A 17,877-nucleotide genomic window follows, 5' to 3' on the forward strand; every position below is an offset into this window, starting at 1 on the left:
TTCACGGCTCGATATCACTAGGTTCGCACGACGCCAACCACGCCGTCGGCACACCGGACAGGCCGGTGCGGGCGGCGACGATGCCGCCGACGATGGCGCACGTGGTGTCGACGTCGCCGCCGGCCGAAGCGGTGGCCCACAACGCCTCGACGAGGTCGTCGGGATGCCGGGCGGCGCACCAGACGGCGAACGGCACGGTGTCGGCGGCGGAGATCCGGTAGCCGCAACCGAGGGTGCCGGCGGCATGCCGGGGATCCAGCGCCGGCCGCAGCCGCGTGGCCCGTCGCAACCCGGTGGCCACCTCGCCGTCCGGTACCCGAGAGAGAACAGCGTCCAGCAAATCGCTGGTGCACAAAGAATTCGCCGCCGCCGCGACGGCAACGGCGATCGCCCCGGCCACGGCTTCGGGGTGTGCGTGGGTGACCAACGCCTGCCGCCGAGCCTGCTCGACGACGGCGTCCAGGTCGTCGGCGAACCAGACCCCGAGCGGCGCGACCCGCATGGCGGCGCCGTTGCCCCACGACCCCTGCCCGTCGAACTGGCTCGACGTCACGGCCCGCCAGTCCTCGCCGGCGAGGAAAGCCGACAGCACGCGGTGCATGGAACCGCCGTAGCTGCGGTTCGGATCGGCCTGATACGCCAAGGCGAAGCCCATCGCCAGGGCGTCCTGATCAACCGTGCCATGGGCGTGCAGATGCGCCACGAGGACCCGGGCCATCGCGGTGTCGTCGGTCCATGGCCAGGTTCCGCCCGCCACCCGGCGTGCGGCCAGCGCATCGTCCACTTCGGACGAAGGGAACAGGAACCACTGTTCGCCGAAGGCGTCGCCGAGGGCGAGGCCACGCAGCGAGTCCGACACGGTCATCCGCCGATGCTCACAACCCCGCAGCGGCAACGCAATCGGGTTTCACGGTGTGACGAGTCGCCGCACGGCCTCGGCGATGGTGGCACGAACGCGGTCTCGGTCCTGCGCGGCGGCGTCGTCGACGAACCACAGCATGGCGGTGTGCTGGACCAGGGCGACGAGGTCCTCGGCGCGGAAGCGGTCGGAGACCGTGCCGGCGGCCTGGGCGGCGCGGACGGCGTCGACCTTGTGCTGCGTGGATTCGAGGGCCAGCGGGGTGGCCAGCGTGGCCTCGCCCCGTTCGAGGCGGTACCAGTTGATCAGCCGCATGACCTCGGGATTGGCCACGTTGGCGTCGTAGAGCCGCACGGCGTAGCCGGGCAGGTCCTCGGCGTCGATGGGCGCCTCGCTGACGGTGTGCCGCACGATCTGCTCGTAGACGGCGTCGAACAGCTCGTCCTTGCCCTTGAAGTAGGTGTACGCGAGCCCGGCGCTGCACCCGGCGCGCTTGGCGACCTGGTCCATCCGCGCGCCGCTGATGCCGTGCGCGGCGAACTCGGTCAGGGCGGCGTCGAGCAGCGCCTGCCGCTTGGCCTCGGGGTCGCGGGTCCGCATGCGCCCAGGATAATTGAGTGAACGTTCAGTTGCCAAGCCGGCGGCGGCCGGCGAAGCCCAGGTCGTCGCGGTGGTACCAGGCCAGCTCGCGGTCGCCCTCCAGCCAGCACAGCAGCACCGGCACGCCGTCGAGGTCGGCCGGGAAGTCGACCAGCAGCGGCGCGAAGCCCTTGAGCACGGCCCCGGTGTCCTGGACCACGGTCATCAGCTCGTCCAGCCGCGCCTGCGCCGCCTTCCACTCGGGCATTCCGCCCAGCGCCGTCGGGCGCCCGCCGGGCTGCAGCGACGACGCCAGCTCGGCGGCGTCGGCCCGCAGCGCGACGAGCTCGTCCAGAACGGGCATAAGGCGCGCCAGCTCGTCACGAGCCTGCACGATCGTGAACAATCCCATGCCGTCAGCCTGTCAGATGGTGCATTCTGCGAGCATGTCGCGTGTCACGCCCCGGATCCTGGCGTTGGCGGCCCTGCTGCTGCTCGCAGTGGTCGCCGCGCGCGGAGCCGTGTCGTTCACGCTGCGGCCGCTGGAGCTGGGCCACATCACCGAGCCGACCTACGTCCCGCCGCCGACCAAGGCGGAACAGCCCGACCAGAGCGCGAGTCCGCTGACCTACCTGGTCCTCGTGCTCGGCGTGGTCGGCCTGTTGCTGGGCGTGGCCGCGGTGATCTCGCTGATCACGTTGGTGCGCCGCCGCCGGCGGGTGCGCGCGATGGTCACCCCGCACGGCCGTGAGCTCGAAGGCGACGGCGGGGCCGGCCAGCTCGGCCTGCTGCTGCGGGCCGGCCGGCGGGCGGTCGTCCAGCTGCGCCGACGCGAGGGCGGTCCGCCGTCGGACCGGGTGGTGGCGGCGTGGTTGATTTTTTGATTTTTGCGGCCACCGAGACCGGCACCGAACGCCAGCCGCACGAGACACCGACCGAGTTCGTCGGCGCGGTGCTGGCCGGCCATGCCGTGAGTCCCGAGGCGCTGGACGACCTCCGCCGCCTCTACGGCCGCGCGCGGTTCGGCCGCGCGGGAGGGGTGACCGACGCGGACGCCGAGGCGGCGGGCGACGCGCTGGACCGGATCGTCGCCGACCTGGAGGCCGCCCGTTGATCTGGCTTGTCACCGGCCTGACCGCACTGGTCGCGCTGGTCGTGCAGTACGTGTTGATCGGCGTGCCGCTGGTGCCGTGGGCGGTGCTGATCACGCTGGCCGTCTCCGGCCTGGCCTACCTCGCCGCGCGCCTGCTGCCGCCGGTGGACCCGAGCTGGCAGCCGCTGCCGGCCGGCGGATCCGCCCCGATCGCCACGCACGCCAGCTCGCTCGGGGCCCGCCTGGCCGACGCCGAGAGCGACCCGATCCGGTTCGCCAACCGCGTCCGCCCCCGGCTGCAATCCCTTGCCCTCGGCCGAATCCGCCGCCAACCCGGCTGCGAGGACATCGGTCTCGACGACCCACGGGCCCGTGAGCTGCTCGGCGACGACCTGCACCGGCTGCTCACCCATCCCGCCGCGACCCTGCCGAACCCGGCGCGGTTCGCGGACCTGTTGAAGCGCCTGGAGGAACTATGACCGCTGTGGCCACCGCGAGCGAGTCGGTGCTCGACGCCGTCGGAGAAGTCGTCGTCGGCGCGCGGCGCACCCTGCTTCAATACCTGATGTCGGTTGATATATGCGAGGCTGCATAATACTCGGTGACAGAAGAGGTGGAATGATTTGTTGCCTCCGCATTTGAATTTCTCTTTAATATGCTTAAAAGCAATGGACCTCCTCTGTTAAGAGAGGTCGTCCCGGCAATTTTGCCTCGAACCCTAATATACTTACCCAATCGCGTGGAAGGCACTAAGGACACCGCAGGGCGGGAGCTGGCACAAACTCCGTGTCTGCAATGCTAAAGCCACTAGATTACACGCCGGACATGCTGCCGGCCGACGTCACCGGGTCCTTCCTCTACGATCCGTCCACAAGGGACTTCACCTTCCGGCAGGGCCCGGTGTTCGCGGGGCTGCTGCTGGCCGACGAGATCAACCGCACGCCGCCCAAGACGCAGTCGGCGCTGCTGGAAGCCATGCAGGAGAAGCAGGTCACGGTCGAGGGCCGCACTTTCCTTCTGCCCCGACCGTTCCACGTGCTGGCGACCGCGAATCCCGTGGAGTACGAGGGCACCTACCCGCTGCCGGAGGCCCAGCTCGACCGGTTCCTGCTGCGGCTGGACGTGGGCTACCCGCCGGCCGAGGAGGAGATCGAGGTGCTGCGCCGGCGGCTGGCCCGGCAGCGCGAGGAGACCGAGGTCGCGCCGGTGGTGGACGCCGCCGGGCTGGCGGAGCTCCAGGCCGAGGTGGAAAAGGTCGCGGTGGACGAGGACATCCTGCGCTACTGCGTGGATCTCGCCGCGGCCACCCGCGCGCACCCGGCGGTCGAGGTCGGCGCGTCGCCACGAGGTTCCCTGGCACTGACGCTCGTGGCCCGTGCGTTGTCCGTTGTGGACGGACGTGACCACGTGCTTCCCGAGGACGTCAAGGAGTGCGCGGTGGCGGCGCTGGCCCATCGGCTCGTGCTGCGCCCGGAGACGTGGACCTCGGGCCTGACCGGCGTGCAGGTGGTGACGGAGCTGCTGGGCAAGGTACCGGGCCCGGCGAGCAGCCGATGAGCAACCGTGCGGAGCGGATCCGCGCGGCACTGGCCGGCGGCCGCAACGAGACCTGGCACGGCACCGAGACCCTGCGCCGCGCCCTGCTGCTCGGCGTGGGACTGGTCGTCGTCGGCGTGATCATGCACTTGGTCGAGCTGGTGCTGATCGGGGCCCCGTTGCTGATCTCCGGAGTGCTGGCCATGATTGCACCGCCGGCGGGCGAGCCCAAGGTCAAGGTGACGCCGCCGCCCCGCACGGCCGAGAGCGCCGACACGCCGTCGGTCGTCGTGGAGATCGAGCCGAGCGAGAACGCCGAACTGCTGGCCATTCGGTTGCCCAGCCAGGGAGTCGGCGGCCCCGGGCGGGTGCACCTGCTGCCGGCGACCGTGCTGAGAATATCGGCCCCGCTGCGCCGCAAGGCCTGGGGCGAGGGCGTGGACGTGCGGGTCGACCACCTGCTGGCCGGCCCGGAAGGGATGGTCGTGCACGGCCCCATGGTCGGCAGCGACATGAGCCGAACCGTGTTGCCGCCCTTGGACAAGCTGCCCGTCGGTCCACTGCCGCCGCGACCGGCCGGCCTGGTCGGCGCGCACCGTTCCCGCCGTCCCGGTGACGGCGTCGAACTGCGCGACATCCGGCCGTTCCAGCCGGGGGACCGGCTGCGCGGCATCGACTGGCGGATCTCCTTGCGCAGCAACAACAACGAGTTGTACGTGCGCGAACGGCACGCCACCGCCGACGCGGACATCGTGCTGGCGCTGGACACCCGGTCCGATGTCGTGCCGGAGCTGGCCGACTGGTCGGTCTCGCTGATGGGCGCGACGGTCCGCCCCGGCGGCAGCATGGACACCTCCGTGCGGGCCGCCGTCTCGCTCGCGGCCAGCTACCTGCGGCTGGGCGACCGGGTCGGCCTCGTCGACCTGGGCCGGCCGCAGCTGGGCCTGAAGCCCGGGGTCGGCCGGCGGCAGCTTCTCCGGCTGCGCAACCAGGTCGTGGTGTGTGCGGCGGCGGCCGGCTGGTCGGCGTCGCCCGTGCTGAACGAGCACCAGGTGCCGCACGGCGCGGTGGTTGTGGTGCTGTCGCCGTTCCTGGACGACGCCATCGTGCAGGTGGCCGTGCACGCCGCCCGACGCGGCAACCGCGTGCTGGCAGTGGATGTGTTGCCGCAGCAGCTGATCGCCGACAAGACCGACCGCTGGGGCGAGGCCGTGCGGCGGATGTTGCTGCTGGAGCACAGCGCCCGGCTGACCGCCCTGCGGGATCGCGGCGTGGCCGTCATGTCGTGGTCGGACGGCGCCTCGATCGCCGACTTGCTCCGGCGGGTGCGCCGATGACCATGGAACTCAAGCCGGGGCTGTCGGCGTGGTGGCTGCGGGCGGCGATCGCCGTGGTCGGCCTGGCCGTGCTGGGCGTGCTGGAACTGCATGGGCTCGGCTTCCCGCTGATGATCGTGTTCCTCGTGGTCATCGCGGTCACGGTGGCGATACCGAGCTCGCCGGGCATGACCGTGCTCATCGGCGGCGCGGCGGTGGCGACCGCGTTCACGGATGGGAACACCGTGAGCGTCGCGGCCTTGCTATTGATTCCGCTGTTGCACATGGGTCACGTGCTGGCCGGAATCGCCGGCGTGCTGCCGATCGGCGCGCGGCTGCACCTGTCCGCTTTTCGCCGCCCATTGCGCCGCTACCTGCTGATACAGGTCGCCGTGCTGACGCTGGCCGCCGTGGCATTGGTATTGCCGGCGGGCCGGATCGACCCAATTGTCGAGGTGGCGGGCCTCCTCGCGGCCGCCGGGATCGCGCTGGTGGCATTGCCGCGCCGTTGACAGGTGCTGCCGGTCACACTAATTTCACCGCCATATTTCGAGAATGTGAAGCGTGTTCACATACGTGAAATGGAGGCGGGGATGTCGATCAACCGCAGGAACCTGCTCCGATACGGCGTTGTCGCGGGCGTCTCCACCGCGGCGGTCGGCACGCTGACCGGAGCGATCGGCTCCGGCGTCGCCGCCGCCGACACCACGCCCGTCAGCGATGCGGAAAAGATCATCGCCGCCTACCGGGAGCTTCAGGTCGGACGCGACATCGCGTCGGCGGAGAGAACCGGGGCGGTCAAGGCGCTCGACGAAGTCGCCGTGCAGTACGACTCGACGATGACCGTCACGGGCGACCAGCTGTGGGCCGACCTGCCGGTCGGCCCGGGCAGCAACTACTTCCCGACGATGTACTACCGGTTGCGCACCATCGCGGTGGACTTCGCGACGCCCGGCTCCGCGCTGTCGACCAAGCCCGGTCAGGCCGAGCGCATCGCCACCGCGCTGGAAACCTTGTACCGCACCGAGTACAACGAGAACACCGGCGAGATCGGCAACTGGTACTCGTACGAGATCGGCGTGCCGTACTGGGTGATCCAGACCCTGGTCTGCGTGCGCGAGCACCTCGCGCCCGAGGCGTTGCAGCGCTACCTGAAGCCCGTGCTGCGCTTCAACATCGACCCGAACTTCCGCACCAACACGGCCGGTCTGGTCGAGACCGGCGCCAACCGTGCCGACAAGTCGCTGATCAGCATCGTGGCCGGCGCGCTGTCCGGCGACCAGCAGCGCATCGTCAACGCGCTGGCGGCGGTCACCGACCAGGTCGGCGGCGGCGTGTCCAGCCTCGTGGCCAGGGTGACCACCGGCGACGGCTACCACACCGACGGCTCGTTCATCCAGCACGCCGTGGTGCCCTACCCCGGCCACTACGGCTTGGTGCTGCTGACCGCGGCGGCCGGCATCATCCACGTCACCGAGGGCACCGCGACGCAGCTGTCCGCCGACGTCAAGCAGAAGTTCTACGACACCGTGGCCGACGTGTACGCGCCCTTCGTCGCCTCCGGCGCGATGATGGAGCCCGTCCGCGGCCGCATGCTGTCCCGGCAGGGCGAGACCGGCTACGACGCCGGCCACCAGCTCACCGCCGCCGCCGTGCTGCTGGCCCGGCACGCCACCGGCGCCACCCGCAAGCAGCTGGTCTCCCTGGCCGCCAAGTGGATCAAGGAAGGCCAGTGGGCGCCGTACTTCAAGGTGGAGAACCTGGTCCGGTTCTCCGGCGGCCTGCAGATGGTCGGCGTGCCCGAGGTCGAGTTCGCCAAGGAACTGTCCACACGGGACGCCGCGCACACCGTGTCCACGCACCGGGTCTTCCCGCAGCAGGACCGGATGGTGCACATCACGCCCACCTGGTCGGCCTCGCTCGGTGTCGGCTCCACCCGGATCACCCGGTACGAGGCCATCAACGGGCAGAACATGCACGGCTGGTACACCGGCGACGGTGTGCTGTACACGTTCCTGCCCGGTGATCAAGGCAACTACAGCGACGCGTACTGGCCGACCGTGGACGCCACGCTGCTGCCCGGCACCACCGAGAAGGACGGCGCCACGCCCCCGCTGCTGGCCACCACGCCGCTGACCACCACCGCGTGGGTCGGCGGCTCGCGCTGGGACGACCGGCACGGCGCGTTCGGGCTCGACTTCATCTCCCAGGACGGCACCCTGTCGGCCAAGAAGTCGTGGTTCTTCACCCCCGACGGCGTGGTCTGTCTCGGCGCCGGCATCACCGACGCCAGCGGCGCGCACGTGCGCACCACCATCGAGAACCGCAGTCTCGGCGAGAACGGCACCCGCAAGCTGCGGACCGACCGCCACTGGCTGCACCTCGACGGCGTCGCCGGCTACGTGCTCCTGGACGACGCAACCGCTGTGGCGTCAAGGGAAGACCGCACCGGCACTTGGTTCGGCGTGGACACCGGGGCCAACACCCACGGCACCACCGTGCCGTACACCCGGCGGTTCCAGAAGATCCTCATCGACCACGGGGCCAACCCCAAGGACGCGACCTACGCCTACGTCGTCCTGCCCGGGGCGACGCCGTGGGAGACCGCCGGCGCCCGCGGCCGCTACTGCGTGCTGGCCAACACCGCTGCCGTGCAAGCGGTTCAGCTCGACTCCGACGTCGTCGGCGCCAACTTCTGGGCCGCCGGCGCCGTCGGGCGGGTCTCGGTCTCCGCCCCAGCCTCGGTGTTGTGGTCCCGGGGCTGGGGCGGCTGGAACTTCGCGCTGTCCGACCCCACCCAGCTGCAGACCTCGATCACCGTCAAGGTGGCCGGCGTCGGCAGTCACACCGTGGACGTCACCGGCTCCCTCGGCGCCACCCACACCTTCAAGATCGGCTGGTAACGCCCCTCTTCATGCAGGCAAGGACGCCTTACCCTCGTTCAACGCGGGTAAGGCGTCCTTCCCTGCATGGGGGGGATCACCAAGCCACGGGGCCGTTCTCGTCGAAGAAGCCGCCGTTGGGGCCGTCGTCGCCGATGGTGGCCATGGTGACGGCGATCTCCGCGCCCTGGGCCGGGGTGCGGGTGCCGCGGAAGCCGTTCAGGTCGGTGGCGCAGAAGCCGGGGCAGACGGCGTTGACCTTGATGCCCTCCTTGCCCAGCTCCCGGGCGTACTGGACAGTCACGGCGTTCAGCGCCGACTTGGATGTGGGATAGCCCAAGAGAAACGGCAGCTGGTTGTCGGGCGAGCCCATGAACGCCAGCGAGCCCACGGTGCTGGACATGTTGACAATGCGGGGCCTGGTCGACTGCCGCAGCAGCGGGGCGAAGGCCTCGGTCATGCGGATCACGCCGAAGACGTTGGTGTCGTACACCTTCTGCACGCTCGCCAGGTCGTTGCCGCGCCCGCCCGTGATGCCCGCGTTGTTCACCAGCACGTCCAGGCGGCCGTACTCCGCCTGCACCAGCTTGGCCGCCGCCGCCACACTGGCGTCGTCCGTGACGTCCAGGATGACCGCGCGGACCCCGAGCTCCGCGGCCGCCGGCTCGACCAGCTCCGGGTTGCGGCCGGCCAGCAGCACGGTCATGCCCCGGGCGGCCAGCTGCGCCACGATCTCACGGCCGATGCCCTTGTTGGCCCCGGTGACCAGGGCGATGGTGTTGTCGGTCATGACACGAGTCCACCAGCTCCCGACCCCCGTGGCCAGGACCCGTTCGATACCCGGCTATACCCTGACGGTATCGCTGAGCAGCGCCCGGTACTCGTCCTTCATCGGCAGCTCCCGCTCGATCCTGACCCGACGACGAACCGCCGTGACGGCCCTGCCACGCACGGGATCGTGGCCCGCACGCTCGAATTCCTCGGTCCACAGGCCGACTCCCCGGCGTTGCCAGGCCGGGGTCTCGTTGAAGTTGACGCCGTACCCGTACAGCAGCTCGTTCTTCGCCGCCGTCGACGCCCCGCTCATCGCCGCGTCCGCCTCGCGCCGAGACTTCCCCTGGTGGCGCAGGGTCCAGTAGCACCAGCCGTTCAGTGCGCACCGGGTCGCGTCCCCCTGCCGCCAGGAGAAGTAGTCCAGCACGTCTTCCCTGGTGTTGCCCAGCCAGATCCGGCTGTCGAACACCGCCGGCCGGCCCGCCTCGTGCGTGAACGCCGCCGACGCGAACCCGGCCGTGATCGACACGATCTTCTCCACGCCCCGCCCGAACAGGTTCGTGTCCGGCGGCAGCAGCACCGAGATCTCGTCGCTTTCCGTGTAGACGTACCGCGCCCCGAACTCGCCGAGCATCGCCTCCGCCGTGGCCACCATGATGCGCGAGAACCGCTCGTCGAACGGCTTCTCGAACCGCTCCTCCGTCAGCCGGGAGAATCCCCGCCCGTCCACCCGGACGACGGCATACGCCCCCGGCGGCGCCGTCAGCCCGTGGAACCACTCCCGTTCCCGCTGCCGCGCCTCGAACTCCTGCCCCCGCATGCCCGGCACGGTACCTGGCGGCCGCGCTGAGGAGCCCCCGATTTCCATCCAAGCACGGTGGCCGGGGAGGCCGGGTGTGGCGCGGGCCGCGGGGACGGCCCAATTGACAAGCGGCGGCGATACCCTTGCGGTATGGATCGGGTGGAGACGCGGGAGCTGGCGTACTTCGTGGCGGTGGCGGAGGAGCTGCACTTCGGGCGGGCGGCGGGGCGGCTGGGGATGGCGCAGCCGCCGCTGTCGAGGGCGATCCGGCAGCTGGAGCGGCGGCTGGGGGTGGAGCTGCTGATCCGCAACAGTCGGGGAGTGCGGCTGACGGAGGCGGGGGAGGTGCTGCTGCACGAGGGGCGCAAGGCGCTGGACGCGGTGGAGGCGGCGGTGCGGAGGGCGCAGCGGGCGGGGGAGCCCGAACGGAAGCTCGTGGTGGTGATGAAGCCCAATGGCGACGCGGGCCTGCTGGGCGGGATTCTCCAGGCGTACCAAGGGGATCCGGAGGCGCTGCCGGTGGAGGTGGAGATCTGCCGCATCGGGGAGCAGGCGGGCCTGCTGCGCGAGGGCCGGGCGGATGTGGCGCTGCTGCACGACCCCTACGACGACCTGAGCGGGTTCGACACGGAGGAGCTGCTGACCCAGCGGTCGGTGGCGGTCCTGCCCAGGACGCACGGGCTGGCGCGGCGGCGGAGTCTGCACATGGCGGACCTGGCGGGCGAGACCATGCCCCGCTGGCCGGGGTTGCCGGGGGACGGCCCGGAAGTCCGTGACACGGCCCAGATGATGCAGCTGATCGCGCTCGGCCGGATGGTGGCGGTGATGCCGGAGGCGGTGCGGCGCAACCTCCGCGAGGAGCTGGTGGCCATCCCCGTCCTGGACGGCCAGATCACGACCGTGGTGCTGGCCTGGCCCGAACGCTCACGGTCGCGGGCGGTGGCCGCGTTCGTGCGGGCCGCGGTGGGGCTGGTTCAGGCCGAGGAGGGCACGACCATAGCCTTCCCGGCTGCTGTCGGGCACGAAAACCTGGTGCCGGCAAGCGACTTCGAGGTCGCGCCACACCCGCTGTAGCGGACTGGCCGAGGCGAACGCGCCGGCGCCGGTGACGTCCAACAGCAGGGCGACGGCCCGGCGGACGTTCTCCGACACGATGCCGGCGTCCATGCGGATCCGCGCGGAGACGGTGGCACCGGGGCCCGAACCGACGCGCATCGCTTCCGTCAGATCGCGGACGGAACGATCCACATGCAGCCGGGCCCCGTCGATCAGGCCGGACGCCCGGGCCACGGCAATCTGCACGGCCGGCGAGTCGACCGCCCGCGTGTAGCTGGTGCCGATGATCGGGCCCCGCCGCCGCACGATGTCGATCGCGTACGCCAGGGCGGCATCGGCCATGCCCAGCACCGGACCGACGCCGATCATCGGCAGCAGCGCCCAGATCGGCACCGTCGCCCAAGGCACGTCCGGACGGTCGGCGGCGTAGCCCCCCTCCATCGCGCGGGACAGCGACAACAGCCGCCGATCCGGCACGAAGATGTCCTCGGCCACCACAGTGTCGCTGGCCGTGCCCTGCATCCCGCTGACCGACCACGTGTGCACGATCCGCGTCTCGCTCGTCGGCACCAGCGCCTGCACCGGCCCGTCCGACACCGGCACGCCCAGCAGCGCCCACTGCGCGTGCCGCACCCCGGACGCCGGGCGCCACTGCCCCGAGACCCGCCAGCCGCCGGGCACACGCTCGGCGGTGGACGTCGGGGCCATCACGCTGGCCACCGTGGCCAGCGGATTCTCGCCCCACACCTCGTCACGCACCTCGTCGTCCAGCAACGCCGCCAACGCGCAGCTGGCCGAGAGGATCATTGCCACCCACGCGCTCGATCCGCAGCCCCGGCCCAGCGTGGCGAACACCTCGACCGCGGTGGCCAGATCGGCCTCACCGCCCGGTGTGAACAGGCTGAACAGGCCCGCTTCCGCCATTTCCGCCGCACAGACGACGTCTCCGGACCGCTCTGTCTCGGCGGCCTGCTCCGCCAGCAGCGGCGCCAGCTTCCGGGCACTCGCCACGAGATCGTTGACCATGACCCCAGTGTGCACAAAAACGGCACAACGTGTGACGGAAAGTAACCGACTCTGTGGACTCAACCGCGAAAAAACGAGTGGCGCCCACCTTGGCAGAGGTGGGCGCCACTCGTGGGGGAGAGCGGTCAGGTGGTCAAGGTGCCGCACTGGCCGGCGGCCGGGCCGCCGACCGTGTCGGGCAGGCCGTTGTTGGACGGCGCCGGGGTGTTCCCGGTGCACGCCAGCGGCCCGCCGACGGAGGTGGAGGTGACGACCGCGCCGGCGTTGTTGGTCAGCGACACGGGACCGTCGACGCGGGCGGTCTCGATGCTGGTCTCACCGGTGGTGCCGACGATGCTGACCGGACCCGACACGTGGGTGCCGAGCAGGACCACGGCCCCGGCGTTGGCCGCCGACACCGGACCGCCGATGGCGCCGCCGAAGGCGTACAGCGAAGCGCCGGGCGACACGGTGACGGGGCCGTTGACGGTGCCGGTCAGGCAGGTGATGCCCTTGACGGTCAGCGGCCCGTTCACCGTGCCGTCGATGGTGGTGGCGCACACCGGGTTCGGCTTGCCGAGAAGCTCCACTTCGGACAGTGTGCCGGTCAGCTCCAGCCGGTAGTAGTTGTACCGGCCGGCCTTGGGCACGCTGAACGCCTTGGTCTGGCGGGCGTCGGTGAACTTCACGCCGGACCGCTGGTCGACGGTGGTCCACGTCTTGCCGTCGTACGACCCCTTCAGCGCCCAGCTCGTGGGTGCGGAAGCGGCCTGTGAGCCCGAGGTCAGCGTGTACATCTGCACCGGCTGCTTCGGGTCGGACGGCTGCACCTGAATCGGGGCGTCCACAGTGGACTGCGTGTTCGAGGTGTTGTCGAACAGCGCGCCCTGGGTGGGGTCGGTCAGGTCGTGCAGCGGCTGCGCGACGGCGTCGCCCTTGGTGATGGACACCGGCGCGTCACCGTTGCCGCTGCCCCACTTCGACGGGGTGGGGCCCATGTCGAAGTCGAGCGTGCCGCCGGCGGCCAGCAGGCTGCTGGGCAGGGCCGTCTTGTTGTACGCCTTGCCGTTGACCTTCAGGCCCTGCACGTAGACGTTCCTGGCGTTGTTCTTCGGGGCGTTGACCACCAGGGACTTGCCGTTCTCCAGGTGGACGGTCGCCTTGGTGAACAGCGGGGAGCCCACGGCGTAGTCGCCGCTGCCCATGGTCAGCGGGTAGAAGCCCAGCGCGCTGAAGATGTACCACGCGGACATCTCGCCGTTGTCCTCGTCGCCCGGGTAGCCCTGGCCGTCCTCGCTGCCGATGTAGAGCCGCGATAGCGCCTCCCGCGCCAACTGCTGGGTCTTGGACGGCTGGCCGGCGGCGTCGTACATGTAGATGATGCCGTGCGACGGCTGGTTGCTGCCGCCGTACTGGCCCATCCGCACGTCACGGGCCTCCAGCATCTCGTGGATGATGCCGCCGTAGCTGCCGACGAACTTGGCCGTCTCCGGTGTGGAGAAGAACGTGTCGAGCTTGGCGGCCAGCTTGTCCTTGCCGCCGTACAGGTTGGCGAGGCCCTGGGCGTCCTGCGGCACCGAGAACGCCATGTTCCAGCCGTCGGTCTCGGTGTAGTCGCCGCCCCACACCCGCGGGTCGTAGCTGGCGGTCGGGGTGTGCTCGCTGCCGTCGGGGTTGCGGCCCTGGAAGAAGCCGACCGACGGGTCGAACAGGTTCACGTAGTTCTGGGCCCGGTTCAGGAAGTACGTGTAGTTGTCCGAGTACTCCTGGCGGCGCGGGTCGTTCGGCTTGGCCTTGTCCAGCAACGCCTTGGACATCTGCGCGATGCCGTAGTCGTTGACGTAGCCCTCCATCGCCCAGGAGAAGCCCTCGCCGGTGGCGGTCGAGGTGTAGCCGAGGAAGTTGGACGTGTCCAGGCCCTTGCGGCCGACACCGGAGCTGGTCGGCGCGACGGTGGCGTTCTTCACCGCGGCGTCGTAGGCCGCCTGCACGTCGAAGTTGTTGATGCCCTTGACGTACGCGTCGGCGAAGGCGACGTCCGAGCTGGTGCCGGTCATCAGGTCGGCGTAGCCCGGGGAGGACCAGCGTGAGGTCCAGCCGCCGTCCTTGTACTGGTTCACGAAGCCGTCGATCATCTTGCCCTCCATGCTCGGCGAGAGCAGGGAGTAGGCGGGCCAGGTGGTGCGGGCGGTGTCCCAGAAGCCGTTGTTCACGTACATGGTGCCGTCGGAGATCTTCGCGCCGGTCTGCGTCGGCGTGTCCGCGGCCACGGGCGGCGCCACCGGGCTCGCGTACTGGTACTTCGGTGCGGCGACTGTGCCGGTGTTCTCGTGCGCCTCGTTGGGGTACAGGAACAGCCGGTACAGGTTGGAGTACAGCGTCACCAGCTGGTCGTGGCTGGCGCCGTCGACGGTGATCACGCCGAGCTGCTTGTCCCACGCCTGCTGGGCCCGGGCTCGCACCGAGTCGAACGTGTCAGTGCCGGACACCTCCTGCTCCAGGTTCTTCCTGGCCTGGTCGACCGACAGCAGCGAGGTGGCGATCCGCATGGTGACGGTCTTGTCCGAGCCGGTGTCGAACTGGAAGTAGCCGGTCACGTTGTCCCGGCCGGCGCCGGTGATCTTCGCGCCGGCGGTGACCGGCTTGTCGAACGTGGCGTAGACGAACATCCGGGTCGCCCCGGTGGACAGGCCGCTCTTGACGTCGGAGTAGCCGGTGGCCACGCCGCTGGCCGGGTCGAGGGTGAGCCCGCCGGAGTTGTTCACGTTGTCGAAGTCCACAACGGACTGGTTGCCGGTGAAGGTGAACCGGAACAGCGCGGCGTGGTCGGTCGGGGTGATCTCGGTGCGCATCCCGTTCTGGAACTTGACCGAGTAGTAGTCCGGCTGCGCGACCTCGTCGTCGTGGCTGAAGGGCAGCGCGCGGGCGGTGCGGTCGGCCGTCGGGGCGCCGTTCTCGGGCATCACCTGGAACGTCTGGCGGTCACCCATCCACGGGCTGGGCTCGTGGCTGACGGCAAAGGCCTGCAGCGTCGGCAGGTTCTGCGCGTTGTTGGCCTTCGCGTACTGGTACAGCCAGTCCTGGGAGCCGGCGTTGGTCATCGGCGTCCAGAAGTTGAAGCCGTGCGGCACCGCGGTGGCCGGATAGTTGTTGCCCCGCGAGAAGGAGCCGCTGGCGTTGGTTCCGCGCACCGTGCTGACGTAGTCGCTCAGGTGCGCGTAGGTCGGCTGCGCCGGGTTGCCGGCGATCGCGATGTCGTCGACCCAGCCGCTGAACGCGCCCGGCCCGGTCGGCTTGTCGTAGCCGATCAGGATCCGCTTGATCGTCTTGCCCGCGGCGACCGTGCCGATGGTGGACGCGATGTGGTTCCACTGGTTGGTGTATAACGACTTCGACGCGCCCTGGCCCTGCGGCGACAGGGTGAAGCCGTGCTGGTCGAGCGCGCCGAGCCGGCTCAGGTAGGTGCCGTCGGAGAAGGCCAGGTCGACCGCCGCGTAGGTGCTGGTGTAGTCGGGGTCGTCGCCGATCAGCTCGGGGAAGATCTGGTACGACAGCTGGGTGTTCTTCGTGACCGCGAGGTCGACGTCGAAGATCTTGTTGTACGAGTAGGCGTGCCCGGCGACGAGGTGGCTGCCGGCGTAACGGAACGACTTCACGCCGGTGAAGCCCGCGTTGGCCTTGGAGTTGTAGCCGCCGCTGGGGCCCTTGCCCTCGAAGCTGCGCATGGTGGGCGGCGGCGGGTTGTCGCCGACCTGCTGGATCAGCTGCACCTCGGCCAGCTGCACGATCGGGTCGCCGTGGTTCTGCGTGATGTCCAGGCGGTAGTACAGGTAGGCGGTGGTGTTGCCGGCCAGGTCGTAGGACTTGGTCTGCTGCCGGTTCTCGAAGCTCTGGCCGTTCTGGGTGTCCAGCGCCGTCCAGTGCTGGCCGTCCTGCGAGCCGGACAGCGTCCACTGCTGCGGGTCGCGGCCGGGCGCGTCGTTGGCCGAGGTCAACGCGTACTTGATGACGGCGATCGGCTCGGACAGCTGGAACTGGGCCCAACCGGTGCTGGTGAACGTCAGCCACTTCGTGTTGACGTTGCCGTCGACGAGGTTCTCCTTGACCTCGCCGCCGCCGTCGTTCTGCGAGTTGGCCTGGACGTCGACAACCTTGTCATCGACGTTGCCGGGAATGGTGGAGGCGTCGGCCCCGTTCACGCCGGCCGACTTCGCCGCGCCGCTCGCGTCGGTCTCGACTGTGTCCGTCCAGGTCGGCTGGGGTTGGCCGGCCTCGAACGAGGAGGAGAAATCGGTGGCGCCCGCCGCGGACGCCACCGCCGGGACAGTTGCTGTGAGCCCTGCTATCAATGCCGTGCTGAGCAGCAGTAACCACAGTCGTCTCATGACGTCGAACCCTCCCGGAGCGCCGTTGCCTGGGCGTCAGCGAAACCGGGTCTGACATCGATGTCAAGAATCTGTCCTGTTTCCTGTCCGGACGTTACTTCTTCTTGAGATAGGGCAACAGCCCGGCCTCGATCACCGCGTCAGACAACGGTTTGCCCACCTCGGCGAGCCGGTCGACGCCGTCCTCGCCGAGCGCCCCGTAGGCCGGCTCGGCCAGCCGGTCGGTCAGGTCCTCGACCCGTTGCCGCATCGCGCGGCCCTCTTCGGTCAGCGTGAGTTCCTCGCCCCGCTCCACGATCTTGCGCTCCTGCAGCCCGGCCACGGCCTCGGCCCACTGCTCCTCGCTCCACTTGCGGGAGCCGCGCAGCACCTTCGCCGCGAGGTAGCCGGTCGCCGCGTGCACCACCAGCGCCTCAAGGCCGGTCAGCTCCGCCGTCACCAGCGCCGCGATGTGGCCGTCGCCGCGGAATTCCCGCAGCAGCGTCTGGGCGTGGAACAGCTGGAGATGCGGCTGCGTCGGCCAGGGCAGCGCGGCGTGTGCGGCGAACAGCGGCCGACCCTCCAGCCGTTCGCACGCCGCCTCGGCCGCCTTACGGGTCAGCGCCGCGGTTTCCTTCACCGCGTCGCCGTCGATCAGGTCGCCCAGGCCCCGGCGCAGCGCCGCGTCGGCCGCCTCCAGCCGGGCCTTGAGCACCTGCTCGGGCGTGACCTTGTCCCACACCCCGGTCATGCTCTCGCGCACGAAGGCCGGGTTGAAGTTGAAGAAGGTGGCGATGACCGTCTCGGCCGAGGCCGTCCCGAACGCCGCCGACCGGGACGCGAAGTAGCCCGCGCCGTAGCCCAGCCCCAGGGCCTCGAAGCGCTCCTGCGCCTCCGGCACGAAGTAGATGAAGCCGTGCAACGGCTCGACCGCCTGCCACGCCCTGCGCCCCAGCGTCATTGATCAGGCCTCCGTGCTTGTTTGCCGCCCGTTCCGGGCGGGGCGGGGCCGCGGCCTCGCCTGAGATACCGACCGGTCGGTCTCACTGTATAGGAGGCTGATGTTTCTGTCGTTTGCCCCGGGCGATCTCGGTGGCCAGGGCGTCCAGCGGCTGCCGCCAGAACCGGCGGTAGCGGTCCAGCCAGCCGTCGATCTCCTGGAGCGGGGTGGGGTCGACGGAGTAGAGGCGGCGGGCGCCGTCGGCCCGAACCGTGGTGAAGCCGTTCTCGCGCAGCACCCGCAGATGCTGCGAGACGCCGGGCTGGGAGATGCCGAACTCCTCCCGGATCACGGCCGTGACCTCGCCGGAGGCCAGCTCCCCGTCGGCCAGCAGCTCCAGGATGCGCCGGCGGACCGGATCGCCGAGTACGTCGAACGCGTGCACCCCTCGACCATCGCACCGGCGGCTTATATAACGCAAGGCCGATACTCCCACCCGGCTCGACCCTCTCCCCGCCCCCACTTTTCCGTCACATGTGGCCCGCATGTGGCGCTGGGAGTCGAATGTGCGCCACATGTGGCGTTAGGGCGGTGCTGGAGGGCGTCGGGAGTTCGCCACATGTGCGCCACATGTGGCATTCGGGGCGAGGGGGCATTACTCCGTTCGAGTG

The 17,877-nt window shown here is 70.1% G+C and carries 16 protein-coding genes and 1 pseudogene; 8 read left to right on the forward strand and 9 right to left on the reverse strand.

All coding sequences use genetic code 11. The features are described 5' to 3' along the window. Position 1: 1 nt before the first annotated feature. The 3 genes from KUTG_RS38180 to KUTG_RS38190 are packed head-to-tail and all read right to left on the reverse strand — an operon-like array spanning position 2 to position 1,850. Entirely contained in the window at positions 2-865 is an 864-nt protein-coding gene (locus tag KUTG_RS38180; protein WP_043723889.1) for an ADP-ribosylglycohydrolase family protein, read from the reverse strand. Between the two features lie 42 nt (positions 866-907). Continuing rightward, positions 908-1,459, reverse strand: a complete 552-nt coding sequence (locus KUTG_RS38185) for a TetR family transcriptional regulator (protein ID WP_043723890.1) — start codon at positions 1,457-1,459, stop codon at positions 908-910. Positions 1,460-1,484: 25 nt separating this feature from the next. Then, the gene (locus tag KUTG_RS38190) at positions 1,485-1,850 is read right to left on the reverse strand and encodes a DUF2203 domain-containing protein (RefSeq protein ID WP_043723896.1); all 366 of its coding nucleotides are present in this window, start codon (positions 1,848-1,850) and stop codon (positions 1,485-1,487) included. 34 nt (positions 1,851-1,884) lie between these two features. On the opposite strand from KUTG_RS38190, the gene KUTG_RS59425 reads away from it, so the two are divergent. The 7 genes from KUTG_RS59425 (at position 1,885) to KUTG_RS38225 (ending at position 8,286) form a co-directional block, all read left to right on the forward strand. After that, a complete protein-coding gene (locus tag KUTG_RS59425; RefSeq protein ID WP_157495063.1) occupies positions 1,885-2,322 on the forward strand; it encodes a hypothetical protein in 438 nt (145 codons plus the stop codon). After that, positions 2,307-2,552: a DUF4129 domain-containing protein gene (locus KUTG_RS38200; protein WP_084580269.1), complete on the forward strand. Its 246-nt coding sequence runs from the start codon at positions 2,307-2,309 to the stop codon at positions 2,550-2,552. Before KUTG_RS59425 ends, KUTG_RS38200 begins: the two co-directional genes overlap by 16 nt. Continuing rightward, positions 2,549-3,010, forward strand: a complete 462-nt coding sequence (locus KUTG_RS38205) for a hypothetical protein (protein WP_052395870.1) — start codon at positions 2,549-2,551, stop codon at positions 3,008-3,010. Before KUTG_RS38200 ends, KUTG_RS38205 begins: the two co-directional genes overlap by 4 nt. 307 nt (positions 3,011-3,317) lie before the next feature. Next, positions 3,318-4,088, forward strand: a complete 771-nt coding sequence (locus KUTG_RS38210) for an AAA family ATPase (RefSeq protein WP_084580271.1) — start codon at positions 3,318-3,320, stop codon at positions 4,086-4,088. Next, on the forward strand, positions 4,085-5,404 hold the full coding sequence (locus KUTG_RS38215) for a DUF58 domain-containing protein (RefSeq protein WP_052395871.1): 1,320 nt from the start codon (positions 4,085-4,087) through the stop codon (positions 5,402-5,404). Before KUTG_RS38210 ends, KUTG_RS38215 begins: the two co-directional genes overlap by 4 nt. Then, positions 5,401-5,895: a hypothetical protein gene (locus KUTG_RS38220; RefSeq protein ID WP_157495064.1), complete on the forward strand. Its 495-nt coding sequence runs from the start codon at positions 5,401-5,403 to the stop codon at positions 5,893-5,895. The genes KUTG_RS38215 and KUTG_RS38220 overlap by 4 nt, the downstream gene beginning before the upstream one ends. Positions 5,896-5,976: 81 nt before the next feature. Beyond that, the gene (locus tag KUTG_RS38225; RefSeq protein ID WP_043723905.1) at positions 5,977-8,286 is read left to right on the forward strand and encodes a polysaccharide lyase 8 family protein; all 2,310 of its coding nucleotides are present in this window, start codon (positions 5,977-5,979) and stop codon (positions 8,284-8,286) included. A 76-nt stretch (positions 8,287-8,362) separates the two neighbouring features. Here the strand turns inward: KUTG_RS38225 and KUTG_RS38230 are convergent, their stop codons facing one another. Both KUTG_RS38230 and KUTG_RS38235 read right to left on the reverse strand, forming a co-directional pair. Then, a complete protein-coding gene (locus KUTG_RS38230; protein ID WP_043723908.1) occupies positions 8,363-9,055 on the reverse strand; it encodes an SDR family oxidoreductase in 693 nt (230 codons plus the stop codon). A gap of 54 nt (positions 9,056-9,109) precedes the next feature. Continuing rightward, on the reverse strand, positions 9,110-9,859 hold the full coding sequence (locus KUTG_RS38235) for a tRNA(His) guanylyltransferase Thg1 family protein (protein ID WP_043723911.1): 750 nt from the start codon (positions 9,857-9,859) through the stop codon (positions 9,110-9,112). A 132-nt stretch (positions 9,860-9,991) separates the two neighbouring features. On the opposite strand from KUTG_RS38235, the gene KUTG_RS57035 reads away from it, so the two are divergent. Continuing rightward, a complete protein-coding gene (locus KUTG_RS57035) occupies positions 9,992-10,915 on the forward strand; it encodes a LysR family transcriptional regulator (protein WP_043723913.1) in 924 nt (307 codons plus the stop codon). Between the two features lie 9 nt (positions 10,916-10,924). Here KUTG_RS57035 and KUTG_RS66625 read toward each other — a convergent pair. From KUTG_RS66625 to KUTG_RS38260, 4 genes and pseudogenes are all read right to left on the reverse strand, one after another. Then, positions 10,925-11,923, reverse strand: a pseudogene (locus KUTG_RS66625) (hypothetical protein); the annotation flags it as partial. Positions 11,924-12,048: 125 nt separating this feature from the next. After that, positions 12,049-16,287, reverse strand: coding sequence for a GH92 family glycosyl hydrolase (locus tag KUTG_RS38250; RefSeq protein ID WP_043723914.1), 4,239 nt, complete (start codon positions 16,285-16,287; stop codon positions 12,049-12,051). Between the two features lie 94 nt (positions 16,288-16,381). Next, positions 16,382-17,227, reverse strand: a complete 846-nt coding sequence (locus KUTG_RS38255; protein ID WP_043723916.1) for an SCO6745 family protein — start codon at positions 17,225-17,227, stop codon at positions 16,382-16,384. Between the two features lie 82 nt (positions 17,228-17,309). Next, positions 17,310-17,651, reverse strand: coding sequence for an ArsR/SmtB family transcription factor (locus KUTG_RS38260; RefSeq protein WP_043723918.1), 342 nt, complete (start codon positions 17,649-17,651; stop codon positions 17,310-17,312). Positions 17,652-17,877: the final 226 nt, after the last annotated feature.

Origin of the sequence: Kutzneria sp. 744 (assembly GCF_000568255.1) — a bacterium.
GTDB lineage: Bacteria > Actinomycetota > Actinomycetes > Mycobacteriales > Pseudonocardiaceae > Kutzneria.